This window comes from Burkholderia sp. YHN3-13, assembly GCF_055810675.1.
The window spans coordinates 45,653-60,621 of record NZ_JBVVNQ010000019.1 but is presented as its reverse complement, the minus strand read 5'-3'; the positions used below and the strand labels follow the sequence as shown (position 1 = coordinate 60,621).

At 69.4% G+C, this 14,969-nt stretch carries 11 protein-coding genes; 7 read left to right on the top strand and 4 right to left on the bottom strand.

The annotated features are described in order from the left end of the window. Positions 1-99: 99 nt before the first annotated feature. The 4 genes from sodC (at position 100) to AC0KUR_RS30805 (ending at position 4,508) form a co-directional block, all read left to right on the top strand. On the top strand, positions 100-636 hold the full coding sequence (gene sodC, locus AC0KUR_RS30820; RefSeq protein WP_034186254.1) for a superoxide dismutase [Cu-Zn]: 537 nt from the start codon (positions 100-102) through the stop codon (positions 634-636). Between the two features lie 111 nt (positions 637-747). Beyond that, the gene (gene dcd, locus AC0KUR_RS30815) at positions 748-1,317 is read left to right on the top strand and encodes a dCTP deaminase (RefSeq protein WP_006398615.1); all 570 of its coding nucleotides are present in this window, start codon (positions 748-750) and stop codon (positions 1,315-1,317) included. Positions 1,318-1,398: 81 nt separating this feature from the next. Then, entirely contained in the window at positions 1,399-3,678 is a 2,280-nt protein-coding gene (locus AC0KUR_RS30810; protein ID WP_034186253.1) for an arginine/lysine/ornithine decarboxylase, read from the top strand. Next, positions 3,678-4,508, top strand: a complete 831-nt coding sequence (locus tag AC0KUR_RS30805; RefSeq protein ID WP_473376827.1) for a lysozyme inhibitor LprI family protein — start codon at positions 3,678-3,680, stop codon at positions 4,506-4,508. The genes AC0KUR_RS30810 and AC0KUR_RS30805 overlap by 1 nt, the downstream gene beginning before the upstream one ends. Before the next feature lie 87 nt (positions 4,509-4,595). Here AC0KUR_RS30805 and AC0KUR_RS30800 read toward each other — a convergent pair whose 3' ends face one another. From AC0KUR_RS30800 to AC0KUR_RS30790, 3 genes are all read right to left on the bottom strand, one after another. Next, positions 4,596-5,279 (bottom strand): HAD family hydrolase, encoded by a 684-nt coding sequence (locus AC0KUR_RS30800; protein ID WP_049034415.1) that lies wholly within the window; start codon positions 5,277-5,279, stop codon positions 4,596-4,598. A gap of 96 nt (positions 5,280-5,375) precedes the next feature. Next, complete coding sequence (gene argH, locus AC0KUR_RS30795) at positions 5,376-6,785, bottom strand: argininosuccinate lyase (protein WP_059560384.1); 1,410 nt, start codon at positions 6,783-6,785, stop codon at positions 5,376-5,378. Between the two features lie 103 nt (positions 6,786-6,888). Next, positions 6,889-7,698, bottom strand: a complete 810-nt coding sequence (locus AC0KUR_RS30790; RefSeq protein ID WP_473376826.1) for a helix-turn-helix transcriptional regulator — start codon at positions 7,696-7,698, stop codon at positions 6,889-6,891. A gap of 218 nt (positions 7,699-7,916) precedes the next feature. Between AC0KUR_RS30790 and AC0KUR_RS30785 the strand changes: the two genes are divergently transcribed. Continuing rightward, entirely contained in the window at positions 7,917-8,669 is a 753-nt protein-coding gene (locus AC0KUR_RS30785) for a class I SAM-dependent methyltransferase (protein ID WP_034186249.1), read from the top strand. Between the two features lie 103 nt (positions 8,670-8,772). On the opposite strand, the gene ppc is transcribed toward AC0KUR_RS30785, so the two are convergent. Next, positions 8,773-11,787 (bottom strand): phosphoenolpyruvate carboxylase, encoded by a 3,015-nt coding sequence (ppc, locus tag AC0KUR_RS30780; protein WP_034186248.1) that lies wholly within the window; start codon positions 11,785-11,787, stop codon positions 8,773-8,775. A gap of 208 nt (positions 11,788-11,995) precedes the next feature. On the opposite strand from ppc, the gene hemC reads away from it, so the two are divergent. Both hemC and hemDX read left to right on the top strand, forming a co-directional pair. Beyond that, positions 11,996-12,997: a hydroxymethylbilane synthase gene (gene hemC / locus AC0KUR_RS30775; RefSeq protein ID WP_175027686.1), complete on the top strand. Its 1,002-nt coding sequence runs from the start codon at positions 11,996-11,998 to the stop codon at positions 12,995-12,997. Beyond that, positions 12,997-14,967 carry a fused uroporphyrinogen-III synthase HemD/membrane protein HemX gene (hemDX, locus tag AC0KUR_RS30770; RefSeq protein ID WP_034186246.1) on the top strand — a complete coding sequence of 657 codons (1,971 nt, stop codon included), beginning with the start codon at positions 12,997-12,999 and terminating at the stop codon, positions 14,965-14,967. Before hemC ends, hemDX begins: the two co-directional genes overlap by 1 nt. Positions 14,968-14,969: the final 2 nt, after the last annotated feature.

The window sequence follows — 14,969 nt, the reverse complement described above, 5'->3', positions numbered from 1 at the left end:
GCGCCGCGAGGCGCGGTATCATGGCGACTTTTCCCGGGTCCCTTTACCCGCCCGGCGCGGCCGTCGTATCAAACGGCCGCCAGCCGGCATGAGGATCGAATGAAACAACGACATCACGGCGTGCGCGCCGGCCGCGCGCAGCGCGCGCTGCTGGCCGCCGCCGCGCTGGGCCTGCTGGCCGGCTGTACCTCCTTTTCCTCGTCGTACGAAAAACGGGCCGACGCACAACTGCAGCCGACGGTCGGCGCGCAGGCGCGCGGCGCGGTGACGTTCGTCGAGCGCCCGGACGGCGTCCAGGTCACCTACAACCTGGCCGGCCTGCCGCCGAACAGCGATCATGCGCTGCAGGTGCACGAACGCGGCGACTGCAACGCGGGCGACGGCTCGAGCGCCGGCCAGGTGTTCGCGCCGGCCGCCGATCGCCTGCGCGCGGGCGCCCGCGTCGCCGGCGATCTCGGCAACATCCATGCGGACGCGAACGGCGTCGCGGCCGGCTTCATCGTCGCGCCCGATCTGGCCCTCGATGGCGTGCGCTCGGCGATGAACCGCGCGGCGCTGGTGCACCGCGACCCGAGCGATCCCGCGTTTCCGCAGCATGGCGCGGGGCCCGCGCTGGCCTGCGGCGTGATCCGTTGACGGCCGCCGCGTGCGTGCGCCGATGATCGCGTAAAATATGCGCCTTTCCCGGCCGCCGCCTTGCGCGCGCGGCCCTTCCTGACTGTCACGCAGCGTTTCCTGGCGCCCCCTATGAGCATCAAGTCCGACAAGTGGATTCGGCGCATGGCCGAAGAGCACAAGATGATCGAGCCGTTCGTGCCCGATCAGGTTCGCGCGTCCGAGGACGGCCGCCGGATCGTCAGCTACGGCACGTCGAGCTACGGCTACGACATCCGCTGCGCAGACGAATTCAAGATCTTCACGAACATCAACTCGACGATCGTCGATCCGAAGAACTTCGACGAAGGCTCGTTCGTCGATTTCAAGGGCGACGTGTGCATCATCCCGCCGAACTCGTTCGCGCTGGCCCGCACCGTCGAATATTTCCGCATCCCGCGCACCGTGCTGACGGTCTGCCTCGGCAAGTCGACCTATGCGCGCTGCGGGATCATCGTCAACGTGACGCCGTTCGAACCCGAGTGGGAAGGCTACGTCACGCTGGAATTCTCGAACACCACGCCGCTGCCCGCGAAGATCTACGCGAACGAAGGCGTTGCGCAGGTGCTCTTCTTCGAGAGCGACGAAGTGTGCGACGTGTCGTACGCCGATCGCGGCGGCAAGTATCAGGGGCAGCGCGGTGTCACGCTGCCGAAAACCTGATCTGGTTGCATAACGTCTCACCAGTTTCCGGGTGACCGCTGCGCGTGACGCGCCGCGGTCGTTCTTTTTGGAGAATCGCCCATGAAGTTTCGTTTTCCCGTCGTCATCATCGACGAAGATTTCCGCTCCGAGAACATCTCGGGCTCCGGCATCCGGGCGTTGGCCGAAGCGATCGAGAAGGAGGGCGTCGAAGTCCTCGGCCTCACGAGCTATGGCGATCTGACGTCGTTCGCGCAGCAGTCGAGCCGCGCGTCGTGCTTCATCCTGTCGATCGACGACGACGAACTCATGCTCGGCGAGACCGGCCAGGACGGCGAGCTGCCCGAACTCGCGACCGCGATCATCGAGCTGCGCGCGTTCGTCACCGAAGTGCGCCGCCGCAACGCGGACATCCCGATCTTCCTGTACGGCGAGACGCGCACGTCGCGCCATCTGCCGAACGACATCCTGCGCGAGCTGCACGGCTTCATCCACATGTTCGAGGACACGCCGGAGTTCGTCGCGCGCCACATCATCCGCGAGGCGAAGGTCTATCTCGACTCGCTCGCGCCGCCGTTCTTCAAGGAACTCGTCAAGTACGCGGACGAAGGCTCGTACTCGTGGCACTGCCCGGGCCACTCGGGCGGCGTCGCGTTCCTGAAGAACCCGCTCGGCCAGATGTTCCACCAGTTCTTCGGCGAGAACATGCTGCGCGCGGACGTCTGCAACGCGGTGGACGAACTCGGCCAGTTGCTCGACCACACGGGCCCGGTCGCGGCGTCCGAGCGCAATGCGGCGCGCATCTTCAGCGCCGACCACCTGTTCTTCGTGACCAACGGCACGTCGACGTCGAACAAGATCGTCTGGCACGCGACGGTTGCGCCGGGCGACATCGTGCTGGTCGACCGCAACTGCCACAAGTCGATCCTGCACGCGATCACGATGACGGGCGCGATCCCCGTGTTCCTCACGCCGACGCGCAACCACTTCGGCATCATCGGGCCGATCCCGCGCGACGAATTCAAGCCGGAGAACATCCGCAAGAAGATCGAGGCGAACCCGTTCGCGCGCGAGGCGCTGCGCGAGAACCCGGACATGAAGCCGCGGATCCTGACGATCACGCAGAGCACGTACGACGGCGTCGTCTACAACGTCGAGATGATCAAGGATCTGCTCGGCGACCTGCTCGACACGCTGCACTTCGACGAAGCGTGGCTGCCGCACGCGACGTTCCACGATTTCTACCGCGACATGCACGCGATCGGCGACGGCCGTCCGCGCACGGGCGCGCTCGTGTTCGCGACGCACTCGACGCACAAGCTGCTCGCGGGCATCTCGCAGGCGTCGCAGATCGTCGTGCAGGACTCCGAGAACCGCACCTTCGACAAGCACCGCTTCAACGAGGCGTACCTGATGCACACGTCGACGAGCCCGCAGTACGCGATCATCGCGTCGTGCGACGTCGCGGCCGCGATGATGGAGCCGCCGGGCGGCACCGCGCTCGTCGAGGAATCGATCGCCGAGGCGATCGACTTCCGCCGCGCGATGCGCAAGGTCGACGCCGAATACGGCGACGACTGGTTCTTCAGCGTGTGGGGCCCGGACAACCTGTCCGAGGAGGGCATCGGTTCGCGCGACGACTGGATGCTGAAGCCGAACGACCACTGGCACGGCTTCGGCCCGCTCGCGGAAGGCTTCAACATGCTCGACCCGATCAAGGCGACGATCATCACGCCGGGGCTGGACGTCGACGGCGAGTTCGGCGAGACGGGCATTCCGGCCGCGATCGTCACGAAGTACCTGGCCGAGCACGGGATCATCGTCGAGAAGACCGGCCTGTACTCGTTCTTCATCATGTTCACGATCGGCATCACGAAGGGCCGCTGGAACTCGATGGTGACCGAGCTGCAGCAGTTCAAGGACGACTACGACAACAACCAGCCGCTGTGGCGCGTGCTGCCGGAATTCGTCGCGCAGCATCCGCGCTACGAGCGCGTCGGCCTGCGCGACCTGTGCACGCAGATCCACGACGTGTACCGCGCGAACGACATCGCCCGCCTGACGACGGAGATGTACCTGTCGGACATGGAGCCCGCAATGAAGCCGTCAGACGCGTTCGCGAAGCTCGCGCACCGCAAGATCGACCGCGTGCCGCTCGACGAGCTCGAAGGCCGCGTGACGAGCATCCTGCTGACGCCGTACCCGCCGGGCATTCCGCTGCTGATCCCGGGCGAGCGCTTCAACAAGACGATCGTGAACTACCTGCGGTTCGCGCGCGACTTCAATGAGCGTTTCCCGGGCTTCCACACCGACATCCACGGCCTCGTCGCGGAAGAAGTGAACGGCCGCGTCGAGTACTTCGTCGACTGCGTGCGCGACTGATGGCGACGCACGGACGAATCCGGGCGATGCGCGCGGCGCTGGCCGCGCTCGTCGTCTGGGCGGCAGGCGCGGCGGGACTGGCAGGGTCGGGCGTCGCGCACGCGGAAGTCGCGGCGGCCGATCCGATCGACGTCGCGATGCGGCAATGCCTCGCGCGGCGCGACCGGTCGTCGCCGGCCGGCCAGATCCAGTGCATGGGCGAAGCGCAGCAGCAGTGGCAGGCCGTGATGGACGGCGCGTACCAGCGCCTGTTGAAGGACGCGCCGGCCGATGCGAAGCGCGGCTGGCAGGACAGCCAGCGCTATTGGCTCACCTGGCGCAAGGACGAAGTGCATTTGCTGAAGGCCGTATACGACACGACGCGCGGCACGTCGTATGCGATGTCGAGCGCCGACCTGCAGTTGCAGCCGGTGCGCGATCGCGCGCTGGCGCTGCGCGGCGCGGCCGATCGTTATGCGCCGCCCGCCGCGGTACCGGTCGCGGGCGCGAGCGGCGCGCAGGGCGGCACGAACGCGGCGCAGGCTGCCGCGGCCACGCCGAACGCGAAGCCGGCGGCAAACGCGCCGCGTGGTCCGGCCGTGCGCCGCGTGCGGCCGTGCGAACAGGATGCCGCGTGCGAGCACGCGCTGTTCGACCTGAACCGCTATTACCAGAAGCTGCGTCGCAAGATGCCGGCCCACTCGGCCGCGACGCTCGTGCGTGCGCAGCGCGCGTGGGTCGGGTTCCGCGACGCGACGGCGCCGCTCGTCGGCGAGGAAGGGCGCGTCGACCTGATCGGTGCGCGCATCGCGACGATGAAGCGGCTGTCCGAGACGGCCGGCAACAAGTAAGGACCATCGCGACGCCGGTCGTTCGGCGGCACGACGAAACGGACACCCTCCGGTGCCCGTTTTGCATGGCGCGGCGCGCGGTGGCGCCTAGGCAGGTTGCGACGTGCCCTGCAGCCCGAACCACGACGGCACGAGCGCGACCGCATCGTCGAGCGAGGCGAGCACGTGCAGGCTCAGCGCGACGATCTCGGGCGTCGGCGCCTTCAGGTCCGGCACGGTGACGACCGATGCGCCGGCGCCGGCGGCCGACTGCGCGCCGAAGTCGCTGTCCTCGAATGCCACGCAGCGGTGCGCCGGCACGCCGAGGCGTTCGGCCGCGAGCCGGTAGACGGCCGGGTCGGGCTTGCCGCGCGCGACTTCGTCGCCGCCCGCGATCGCGCGGAAGAACGGCAGCACGCCGACCGCATCGAGCCGCGCGCGGATCACGTCGCCCGCGGACGACGACGCGACCGCGCATGGAATGCCGGCCTGTGCGAGCGCATCGAGCAGCGCGAGCGCGCCGGGCTTCAGCGGAAACTTCGGATGCGGCTCGGGCGCCGCGAGTTGTTCGCGCACGCGGGTGCGCACGGCATCGAACGTCTCGGGCTGGCCGATCAGCCGCGCCAGGATGACCTGGCCTTCGGCGAACGAGCGGCCGACGATCTGCAGGTAGTCGGCGACGGTCAGCACGACCCCGTGCGCGTTCGACACGTCGATCCACGTGTTCATGATGGTCCGCTCGGAATCGACGAGCAGGCCGTCCATGTCGAAGAGCGCGGCGGAAAAAGTCATCGGCGGCATCCGGGAAGCAGGGCGGGCGATAGGCGGCGCGACGGCCGCCCGAATGAAAAACGGACGCCGAAGGCGTCCGTCCATGACGGCAGGCGGTTACCGGCCCAGTGCGGCGCGGGCTGCCTTGACGGCCGCACGCACCTGGTCGGGCGCGGTGCCGCCCGGGTGGTTGCGGCTCGCGACCGACCCTTCCAGCGTCAGGTAGCCGAACACGTCGTCGCCGATCAGGTGCGCGACGTTCGGCAGTTCCTGCTTCATCTCGTCGAGCGTCAGGTCGGCGAGGTCGATGCCGCGGTCGTCGCAGATCTTCACCGCGTGCGCGACGGCTTCGTGCGCGTCGCGGAACGGCAGGCCGCGCTTCACGAGGTAGTCGGCGAGGTCGGTGGCGGTCGAGAAGCCCTGCAGCGCGGCCGCGCGCATCGCGTCCGGCTTCACGGTGATGCCCGCGACCATCTCGGCGAAGATCCGCAGCGTGTCGGCAACGGTGTCGACCGTGTCGAACAGCGGTTCCTTGTCTTCCTGGTTGTCCTTGTTGTACGCGAGCGGCTGGCCCTTCATCAGCGTCAGCAGCGCCATCAGGTGGCCATTCACGCGGCCCGTCTTGCCGCGTGCGAGCTCGGGCACGTCCGGGTTCTTCTTCTGCGGCATGATCGAGCTGCCGGTGCAGAAGCGGTCGGCGATGTCGATGAAGCCGACGCGCGGGCTCATCCACAGCACGAGCTCTTCGGAGAAGCGCGACACGTGCGTCATCACCAGCGCTGAGGCGGCCGTGAATTCGATCGCGAAGTCGCGATCGGACACCGCGTCGAGCGAGTTCGCGCAGATGCCGTCGAAGCCGAGCGTCTTCGCGACCGCATGACGATCGATCGGATAGCTCGTGCCCGCGAGCGCGGCCGCGCCGAGCGGCAGGCGGTTCACGCGCGTGCGGCAGTCGCGCATGCGTTCCGCGTCGCGCGTGAACATCTCGACGTACGCGAGCAGGTGGTGGCCGAACGTGACGGGTTGCGCGACCTGCAGGTGCGTGAAGCCGGGCATGATCGTGTCGGCGTTCTGTTCCGCGAGGTCGATCAGCGCGCCGCGCAGGTCGTTCAGCAGGCCGCCGATGCGGTCGATCTCGCCGCGCAGCCACAGGCGGATGTCGGTCGCGACCTGGTCGTTGCGCGAGCGGCCCGTGTGCAGGCGCTTGCCGGCATCGCCGATCAGCGCGGTCAGGCGCGCCTCGATGTTCAGGTGGACGTCTTCGAGGTCGAGCTGCCATTCGAATTCGCCACGCTCGATCTCGCCCTTGATCTGTGCCATTCCGCGTTCGATCGCGGCCAGGTCGTCGGCGCTGATGATCTTCTGCGCGGCGAGCATGTTCGCGTGCGCGAGCGAGCCGGCGATGTCGACGAGCGCGAGGCGCTTGTCGAAAAACACCGACGACGTGTAGCGCTTGACCAGTTCCGACATCGGTTCCGAGAAGCGGGCCGACCAGGCCTCGCCCTTTTTGTGCAGTTGGGACGTCATGGCGATTCTTCGAAGGGGAGTTGGGCAGCGTGCGCCGCCGAGGGAATCCCGCAATTCTAACATTCGCGGGCCTGCCGGCCGTGGCCCGCGCGGGCCGGCCCGCTCAGTCGCGCACGAGCACGACCAGCTTCAGGTCCTCGCGGTGCGCGGGCTTCAGCGTGATCTGCTGGTACACGAGGCGGCCGTCGGCCGGATGGTCGAATTCGCGCCGCCCGCCTTCGCGTTCGAACACGTCCTGCGACGCCCAGTACTGCGCGAACGCGTCGCTGTCGGCGGTCAGCGCGTCGATCAGCGCGCGCGTCGGCGCGTCGGCCAGGTGGCGGATCGAATCGGCGCGGAATTCGGCCGCGAGCCGCCGGGCGCGGGTTTCCCAGTCGACGATCAGCGTGCGCGCGGCCGGCGACATGAACGTGAAGCGCAGCAGGTTGCGGTCGTGCTCGCCGTCGAGCCAGCCGGAAAAGAGCGCGGCGGCCGGCGCGTTCCACGCGAGCGCGTTCCATTGCCGGTCGAGCACGTACGCGGGCGTCGCGATCGCCGCGACGGTCGCGGCGAGCGTCGGCGGCAGGTCGCCGCCCGCGACGTCGGGCTCGGCCGGATCGCGCTGCGCGGCCAGCTCGAACAGGTAGGCGCGCTCGGCCTTCGACAGCTGCAGCGCGACGGCGATCCGCGCGAGCGCGTCGGCCGATGCGGACACCGGGCGGCCCTGCTCGATCCACGTGTACCAGGTCGGGCTGACGCCGCACAGCTGCGCGACTTCCTCGCGCCGCAACCCCGGCGTACGGCGGCGCGGGCCGGGCGGCAGCCCGACGGCCTGCGGCGACAGCCGCTCGCGATGGGCACGGATGAATTCGCCGAGCGCACGGGCGGGCGTGGCGTCGAGCGGCGGGACGGAGGCGGAGGACGGCTGGTTCATGCGGAAACGGCAAAAGGGAAGCGGGGGCGCGGCAACGTTCAGGCAGGTGGATTGAATACCAGAATAACTGCTTAACTTGTACTGGTACAGACGCGGGCCTATTGTAGCGGGTCGCACGCTGGCAGGGCAGCGGGCGTCCCACCAAACGTGTTGCAGGGGGCCGGAATGCGCGCTGGCGCATCCATGCCGGCCGCTTGCGCAAGAGAAAGGAGCGAACGATGAAACACCACGACCAAGTCGCCGACGCATTCGGCACGACGGCCGCCGCCTATCTGACGAGCACGGTTCATGCGACGGGTGCCGACTTGCGGACGCTCGCCGACGCGGTGAGTGCGACGCCCGAGGCCGCGGTGCTCGATCTCGGCTGCGGCGCCGGCCACGCGAGCTTCGCGGTCGCGCCGCACGTGCGCGACGTGGTCGCCTACGATCTCGCCGCGCCGATGCTCGCGACCGTCGATGCGGCCGCGCGCGAGCGCGGGCTCGCGAACATCCGCACGCAGCAGGGGCCGGCCGAGCGGCTGCCGTTCGATACCGCGACGTTCGACTGGGTCGTGAGCCGGATGAGCGCGCACCACTGGCACGACCTGCGCGCGGCGCTCGCCGAGGTGCGCCGCGTGCTGAAGCCGGGCGGCCGCGTGCTGATGATCGACATCGCCGGCAACGACCATCCGCTCCTCGACACGTACCTGCAGGCCGCGGAAGTGCTGCGCGACGCATCGCACGTGCGCGACTACCGGGCGGACGAATGGCTCGCGATGTTCCGCGAGGCCGGCTTTGACGCGCAGGTACACAGCCGCTGGCGGCTGCCGATCGATTTCGACACGTGGGTCGCGCGCATCCGCACGCCGGCCGACAGCGTGACCGGCATTCGCGCGCTGTGGGCGCACGCGCCCGACGAGGTGCGCGGCTACTACGCGGTGCAGCCCGACGGTTCGTTCGAGCACGACGCGCTGCTGATCGACGCGCATTGAACGCGCGGCGCGCCGCGCCATGAAAAAAGCCGCGACACGCGCTCGTGCGTATCGCGGCCTTCGCGTCCAGGCCGGCGCGGAACGCGCCCGCGCCGCGGGCGGATCAGCCGGTGTTGCGCAGGCCGGCCGCGATCCCGTTGATCGTCAGGTGGATCCCGCGGCGCAGCCGCGCGTTCGTGTCGCCCGCGCGGTGACGCTTGATCAACTCGACCTGCAGGTGGTTCAGCGGATCGAGATACGGGAAGCGGTTCTTGATCGAGCGCGCGAGCAGCGGGTTGGTCGCGAGGCGGCCTTCCTGCCCGGTGATCTCCGCGAGCGCCTGCGACGTGCGCTCCCATTCCGCGACGATCCGCTCGAACACGTGCTTGCGCAGCTTGCGGTCGGACACGAGCTGCGCATAGCGCGATGCGACCGCGAGATCGGTCTTCGCGAGCACCATGTCCATGTTCGACATCAGGTTCGAGAAGAACGGCCAGGTCTTGTTCATCTTCTTCAGCAGCGTGACGCGCTTCGTGCGTTCGGCGTCGTCCCCGGCGCCGTCGAGATACGCGCTCACCGCGCTGCCGAAGCCGTACCAGCCCGTCAGCAGCAGCCGGCACTGGCCCCACGAGAAGCCCCACGGAATCGCGCGCAGATCCTCGATCCTGCGCTGCTTCGGATCCTGCAGCTTGCGCGATGCCGGGCGGCTGCCGATGTTCAGCTCGGCGATCTCGGTGATCGGCGTCGACGAGAAGAAGTAGTCGGTGAAGCCCGGGGTCTCATAGACGAGCGCGCGGTACGCGGCCATCGCCGAATCGGACAGCGTCTGCATCGCGGCTTCGAACGCGGGCAACTGCGCGGGCGCGTTCGACTGCGGCAGCAGCGACGCCTCGAGCGTCGCGGCGACGACGGTCTCCAGGTTGCGCCGGCCGATCTCGGGGTTCGCGAACTTGCTCGCGATCACCTCGCCCTGTTCGGTCAGGCGGATCTGGCCGTTCACGGTGCCCGGCGGCTGCGACAGGATCGCCTGGTAGGTCGGGCCGCCGCCGCGGCCGACCGTGCCGCCGCGGCCGTGGAACAGCCGCAGCGTGATCTTGCGGGCGCGGAACAGGTCGACGAGCGCGAGTTCCGCGCGGTACAGCTCCCAGTTCGACGTGAGGAAGCCGCCGTCCTTGTTGCTGTCCGAGTAGCCGAGCATCACTTCCTGCTCGGCGCCCTGGTGGGCGATCAGCGCGTCGATGCCCGGCAGTGCGAAGTATTCGCGCATGATGCGCGCGGCGTCGCGCAGGTCGGGAATCGTCTCGAACAGCGGGATCACCATCAGGCTGTTCCTCGCGTCGCCGCCCGGCACGCCGAGCGCGCCCTCGAGCAGCCCCGTCTCCTTCTGCAGCAGCAGGACCTCGACGAGGTCGCTGACGGTTTCCGTATGCGAGATGATGTAGTTGCGCACCGCGCGCGCGCCGAATTGCGCGCGGACTTCGCGCGCCTTCTCGAACACGCCGAGCTCGCTCTGCGCGAGCGCCGAGTATTCGAAGTACGGCGAGCGCAGCGGGCGCGGGTCGGCGAGCGCGGCGAGCAGCACACGCAGCTTGTCTTCCTCGGCGAGCGCCGCGTAGTTCGCCTCGACGCCCGCGCGCGCGAACAGTTCGGCGACCACCGCTTCGTGGATGTCGGAGCTCTGGCGCAGGTCGATGCTCGCGAGATGGAAGCCGAATACCTCGGCCGCGCGCACGAGCGGCGCGAGGCGCGGCGCGGCGAGCGACGTGCCGTGGTGTTCGTCGAGCGAGGCGGTCAGCACCTTCAGGTCGGCGACGAACGCCTCGGAATCCGCATACGGGATCGCGCGCACCGGCGGCGCGCCGCGGCCCGCGCTGCGCACGGGCACCGTGCCTTCGCCGACGCGCACGCGCGCGCTCGCGGCAAGCCGCGTGTAGATGCCGATCAGCGCGCGGCGATACGGTTCGTCGACGCGGTGCGGCGACTGGTCGGGCGAGGCGGCCGCGAGCGCCTTCACCGCGTCGTTCGCGCCGACCAGCAGGTTCGACACCGACAGCTCGGCGCCGAGCTTGTGCACCTGTTCCAGGTAGTGCTCGAGGATCACCGCGGCCTGGCGGTTGATCGCCTCGTCGAGCGTCGCGGCGGTCACGTTCGGATTGCCGTCGCGGTCGCCGCCGATCCAGCTGCCCATCTGGAAGAACGCGGGCACGCGCGCGGACAGGCCGTGCTCGGCGAGCGCGGCCTCGATGTCGCCGTACAGCGCGGGCAGCTCGTCGAGGAACGTCGCGCGGTAGTAGGACAGCGCGTTCTCGATCTCGTCGCCGACCGTCAGGCGCGCGTCGCGCAGCATGCGGGTCTGCCACAGCGCGGTGACGCGCGCGCGCAGCATCGCTTCGTTGTACTGGCGCTCGCGCGCGGTCAGTTCCTGGTCGCGCTCGGCGAGCAGGCGCGCGATGTCGTGCTGCGCGTCGAGGATGCTCTTGCGCTGCACTTCGGTCGGGTGCGCGGTCAGCACCGGCACGATCAGCGCATCGTCGAAGAAGCGCTGCAGCAGGCGCTTCGACGCGTTTCCGGTCGTCTTCAGCTGTTCGAGCGCGTACGCGACCGTGCCCGGTTGCGACGCCGAGCCCGCCAGCGCATGGATGCGGCGGCGGCGATTGTGGTGGCGGTCTTCCGCGATGTTCGCGAGATGCGAGAAATAGCTGAACGCGCGCACGACGCTCACCGTCTGTTCCGGCGTCAGCTTGCGCAGTTTCTTCTCGAGCGTCTGCGCGGCTTCGTTGTCGTCCTCGCGGCGGAACTTGACCGCGGTCTGGCGGATCGTCTCGACGACGTCGAATACCGTATCGCCTTCCTGCTCGCGCACGACGTCGCCCAGCAGGCGGCCGAGGAAGCGGATGTCTTCGAACAGCGGACGGTCCTTGTCCTCGCGCGTGCGCGTGCCGGCCTTCGGCGCGGCGGCCGTGCGGGCGGCGGCGCCGGCGGCTTTCGTCACGCGTTTTGTCTGACGTATCGGGTCTTTCGGTTTCGTTGCCGTTTTCGCACGGCCGTTCGCGGCGGTGGCGACGGTGTCCGTCGAGGCGTCGGAGGAGGACAGGGCAGCATTGCGGCGCGCCGTGCGCGCCGATCCGGAAGACTTCACGATGGGTTTCCTTGGGAAAGCTCGAGTCAAAAGGAACTGCGGAAACTGCGGGAACTGCGGTCAAGCAACCAGCTACGTGCGGCACATCCGCACATCGGCGCCGCGACCCGCACGGGGGCAGGCCGGGCGCGGGCTCCGGGCCCGGGCGGGCCGGGGCGTGCGTGCTACCATTGTTCGATCTTCAATCCCGTCCTTCGATGTTCCAGCAATGAATTCCGAGACCCCCGCGGCCGGGCCGCGACAGGCACAGCCGCCCGCGACGTTGACGATTGCTTCGCGCGAGAGCCGCCTGGCGATGTGGCAAGCCGAACATGTGCGTGATGCGCTGCGCAAATTATATCCAGCTTGTGACGTGAAAATCCTCGGGATGACGACCCGCGGCGATCAGATTCTCGATCGCACGCTGTCGAAGGTCGGCGGCAAGGGCCTGTTCGTGAAGGAACTGGAGAGCGCGCTGGCCGACGGCCGCGCCGATCTCGCCGTGCATTCGCTGAAGGACGTGCCGATGGCATTGCCCGACGGCTTCTCGCTTGCCGCGATCATGGCGCGCGAAGACCCGCGCGATGCCTTCGTGTCGAACGACTACGCGTCGCTCGACGCGCTGCCCGCTGGCGCGGTCGTCGGCACGTCGAGCCTGCGCCGCGAAGCGATGCTGCGGTCGCGCTATCCGCACCTGGAAGTCCTGCCGCTGCGCGGCAACCTCGACACGCGCCTCGCGAAGCTCGACCGCGGCGACTACGCGGCGATCATCCTCGCGGCCGCCGGCCTGAAACGCCTCGGCCTCGACGCGCGCATCCGCACGCTGATCGACGTCGAAGCCAGCCCGCCCGCAGCCGGCCAGGGCGCGCTCGGCATCGAGATCGCCGCGCGCCGCGACGACGTCGCCGCGTGGCTCGCGCCGCTGCACGACCCGCGCACGGCGCTCGCGGTCGAGGCCGAACGGATGGTGTCGCGCGCGCTCGGCGGCAGCTGCGAGGTGCCGCTCGCCGCGCATGCGGTGTGGCGCGCGGGCGAGCTGTACCTGACGGGCCGCGTGTCGACGACCGACGGCAAGCGCGTGCTGACGGCCGAGGAGCGCGGCGCCGTGATGACGGTCGCCGATGCGCTCGCGCTCGGCCGTGCGGTGTCCGACGAACTCGAGGCGCAAGGCGCGCTCGACATCGTCCAGGCGCTGCTCGCGGCCTCGCAGGCCGGCAAGGGCGACGCCTGATGGCGGGCGGCGCGCGCGCGTTCACCGCGGTCCTGACACGTCCGGACGGCCAGTCCGACGCGCTTGCGTCGCAACTCGCCGAGGCCGGCTGCGACGTGCTCGAATTTCCGCTGATCGACATCGCGCCGGTCGACGACCCGGCGCCGCTCGATGCCGCGTTCGCGGCGCTCGCCGATTACGCGCTGGTGATTTTCGTGTCGCCGAACGCGATCGACCGCGCGCTCGCGCAGTACGGCGCGATCTGGCCGAATGCGCTGCCGGTCGGCGTGGTCGGGCCGGGCAGCGTCGCGGCGCTCGAGCGTCACGGCATCGCGGCGCCCGCGCACCGCGTGATCGCGCCGCAGGCGCCGGCCGACGGCGGCGTCCCCCATTACGATTCGGAAAGCCTGTTCGCGTGCATCGAGGCCGCGTTCGGCGGCGCGCAGGCGCTGGCGGGCCAGCGCGTGCTGATCGTGCGCGGTGACGGCGGGCGCGAATGGCTCGCCGACCGGCTGCGCGAGGCCGGTGCGGACGTCACGCTCGTCGCCGCCTACCGGCGCGTCGTGCCGGAGCCGCGCGTCGGCGCATGGGAGCGCGTGCACGCGCTGCTCGACGGCCAGCCGCATGCGTGGCTCGTCACCAGTTCGGAAGGCGTGCGCAACCTGCACGAGCTGGCCCGCGCGCACCTGAACGATGTGGAGATCGACGCGCTGAAGCATGCGCCGCTCGTCACGCCGCACCCGCGGATCGAGCAGACCGCGCGCGCATTGGGTTTTGATAGGATTACGCTGACCGGCGCGGGCGATGAGCGCATCGTCCGCGCGTTTCGAACGATGGCCGACGAGGCCGTCCAACCGGCGACAGCCGTACCGGTGACTAAACGCATGACAGATACCAACGATTCCAAAAGCGTCGCTTCCCAGCCGGCCGCTGCATCCGCACCGCCGTCCAGCCCCCCTTATCTCGCGCCCGAGCCGCACGCGCGCCGCGGCGGCAGCGCGGTGCTGTGGTTCGTCGTCGTCGTGCTCGGCTGCGCGGCCGGTGTCGGCGGCTATGCGCTGAACCGCAAGATCGACCGGCTCGACGGCACGTTCGTCGCGCGCCAGAAGGCGCTCGACGCGCAGACGGCCGAAACGCGCATGAAGACCGAGCAGGCGCTCGCCAGCACGCACCAGGTCGACACGCAGCTCGCGCAGCTCGACGGCAAGCTCGCGGACGCGCAGAGCGCGCAGCAGGCGCTGCAGCAGCAATACCAGGACCTGTCGCGCAACCGCGATGCGTGGATGCTCGAGGAAGTCGACCAGATGCTGTCGAGCGCGAGCCAGCAGCTGCAGCTGACCGGCAACACGCAGCTCGCGCTGATCGCGCTGCAGAACGCCGACGCGCGTCTCGCGACGTCGCAGAGCGCGCAGGCCGTCACGGTGCGCAAGGCGCTCGCGCTGGACATCGAAAAACTGAAGGCCGCGCCGGCGGCCGATCTCACGGGCCTCGCGATCAAGCTCGACGACGCGATCGCGAAGATTGACGCGCTGCCGCTGTCCGGCGAGGCGATCGTGCCGCATGCGGCGCCGAAGGCCGCGCCGGTTGAAGCCGCTTCGTCGGCGGTAGCCGGCGAGCCGCGCTGGAAGGTGTGGTGGCACGACTTCTCGGCCGGCCTGGGCCAGCAGCTCAAGGGCCTCGTGCAGGTGCGCCGGATCGACAACGCGGACGCGATGCTCGCGTCGCCCGACCAGGGCTACTTCGTGCGCGAGAACGTGAAGCTGCGCCTGCTCACCGCGCGGCTGTCGCTGCTCGCGCGCAACGACAGCGCGATGAAGGCCGACCTGCACGCCGCGCAGGCGTCGCTCGGGAAGTATTTCGATCAGGCATCGAAGGACACGCAGACCGTCGAGGATCTGCTCAAGCAGGTTGACGGTGCATCGCTGACGGTCGCGGTGCCGAACCTGAACACCAGCCTGAACGCCGTTCAGCAGTTCAAGAGCCGGGGGTAACG

Coding starts and splice junctions, on each gene's coding strand:
- sodC (WP_034186254.1), top strand. CDS start 100: ATGAAACAACGACATCACGGCGTGCGCGCCGGCCGCGCGCAGCGCGCG.
- dcd (WP_006398615.1), top strand. CDS start 748: ATGAGCATCAAGTCCGACAAGTGGATTCGGCGCATGGCCGAAGAGCAC.
- AC0KUR_RS30810 (WP_034186253.1), top strand. CDS start 1,399: ATGAAGTTTCGTTTTCCCGTCGTCATCATCGACGAAGATTTCCGCTCC.
- AC0KUR_RS30805 (WP_473376827.1), top strand. CDS start 3,678: ATGGCGACGCACGGACGAATCCGGGCGATGCGCGCGGCGCTGGCCGCG.
- AC0KUR_RS30800 (WP_049034415.1), bottom strand. CDS start 5,279: ATGACTTTTTCCGCCGCGCTCTTCGACATGGACGGCCTGCTCGTCGAT.
- argH (WP_059560384.1), bottom strand. CDS start 6,785: ATGACGTCCCAACTGCACAAAAAGGGCGAGGCCTGGTCGGCCCGCTTC.
- AC0KUR_RS30790 (WP_473376826.1), bottom strand. CDS start 7,698: ATGAACCAGCCGTCCTCCGCCTCCGTCCCGCCGCTCGACGCCACGCCC.
- AC0KUR_RS30785 (WP_034186249.1), top strand. CDS start 7,917: ATGAAACACCACGACCAAGTCGCCGACGCATTCGGCACGACGGCCGCC.
- hemC (WP_175027686.1), top strand. CDS start 11,996: ATGAATTCCGAGACCCCCGCGGCCGGGCCGCGACAGGCACAGCCGCCC.
- hemDX (WP_034186246.1), top strand. CDS start 12,997: ATGGCGGGCGGCGCGCGCGCGTTCACCGCGGTCCTGACACGTCCGGAC.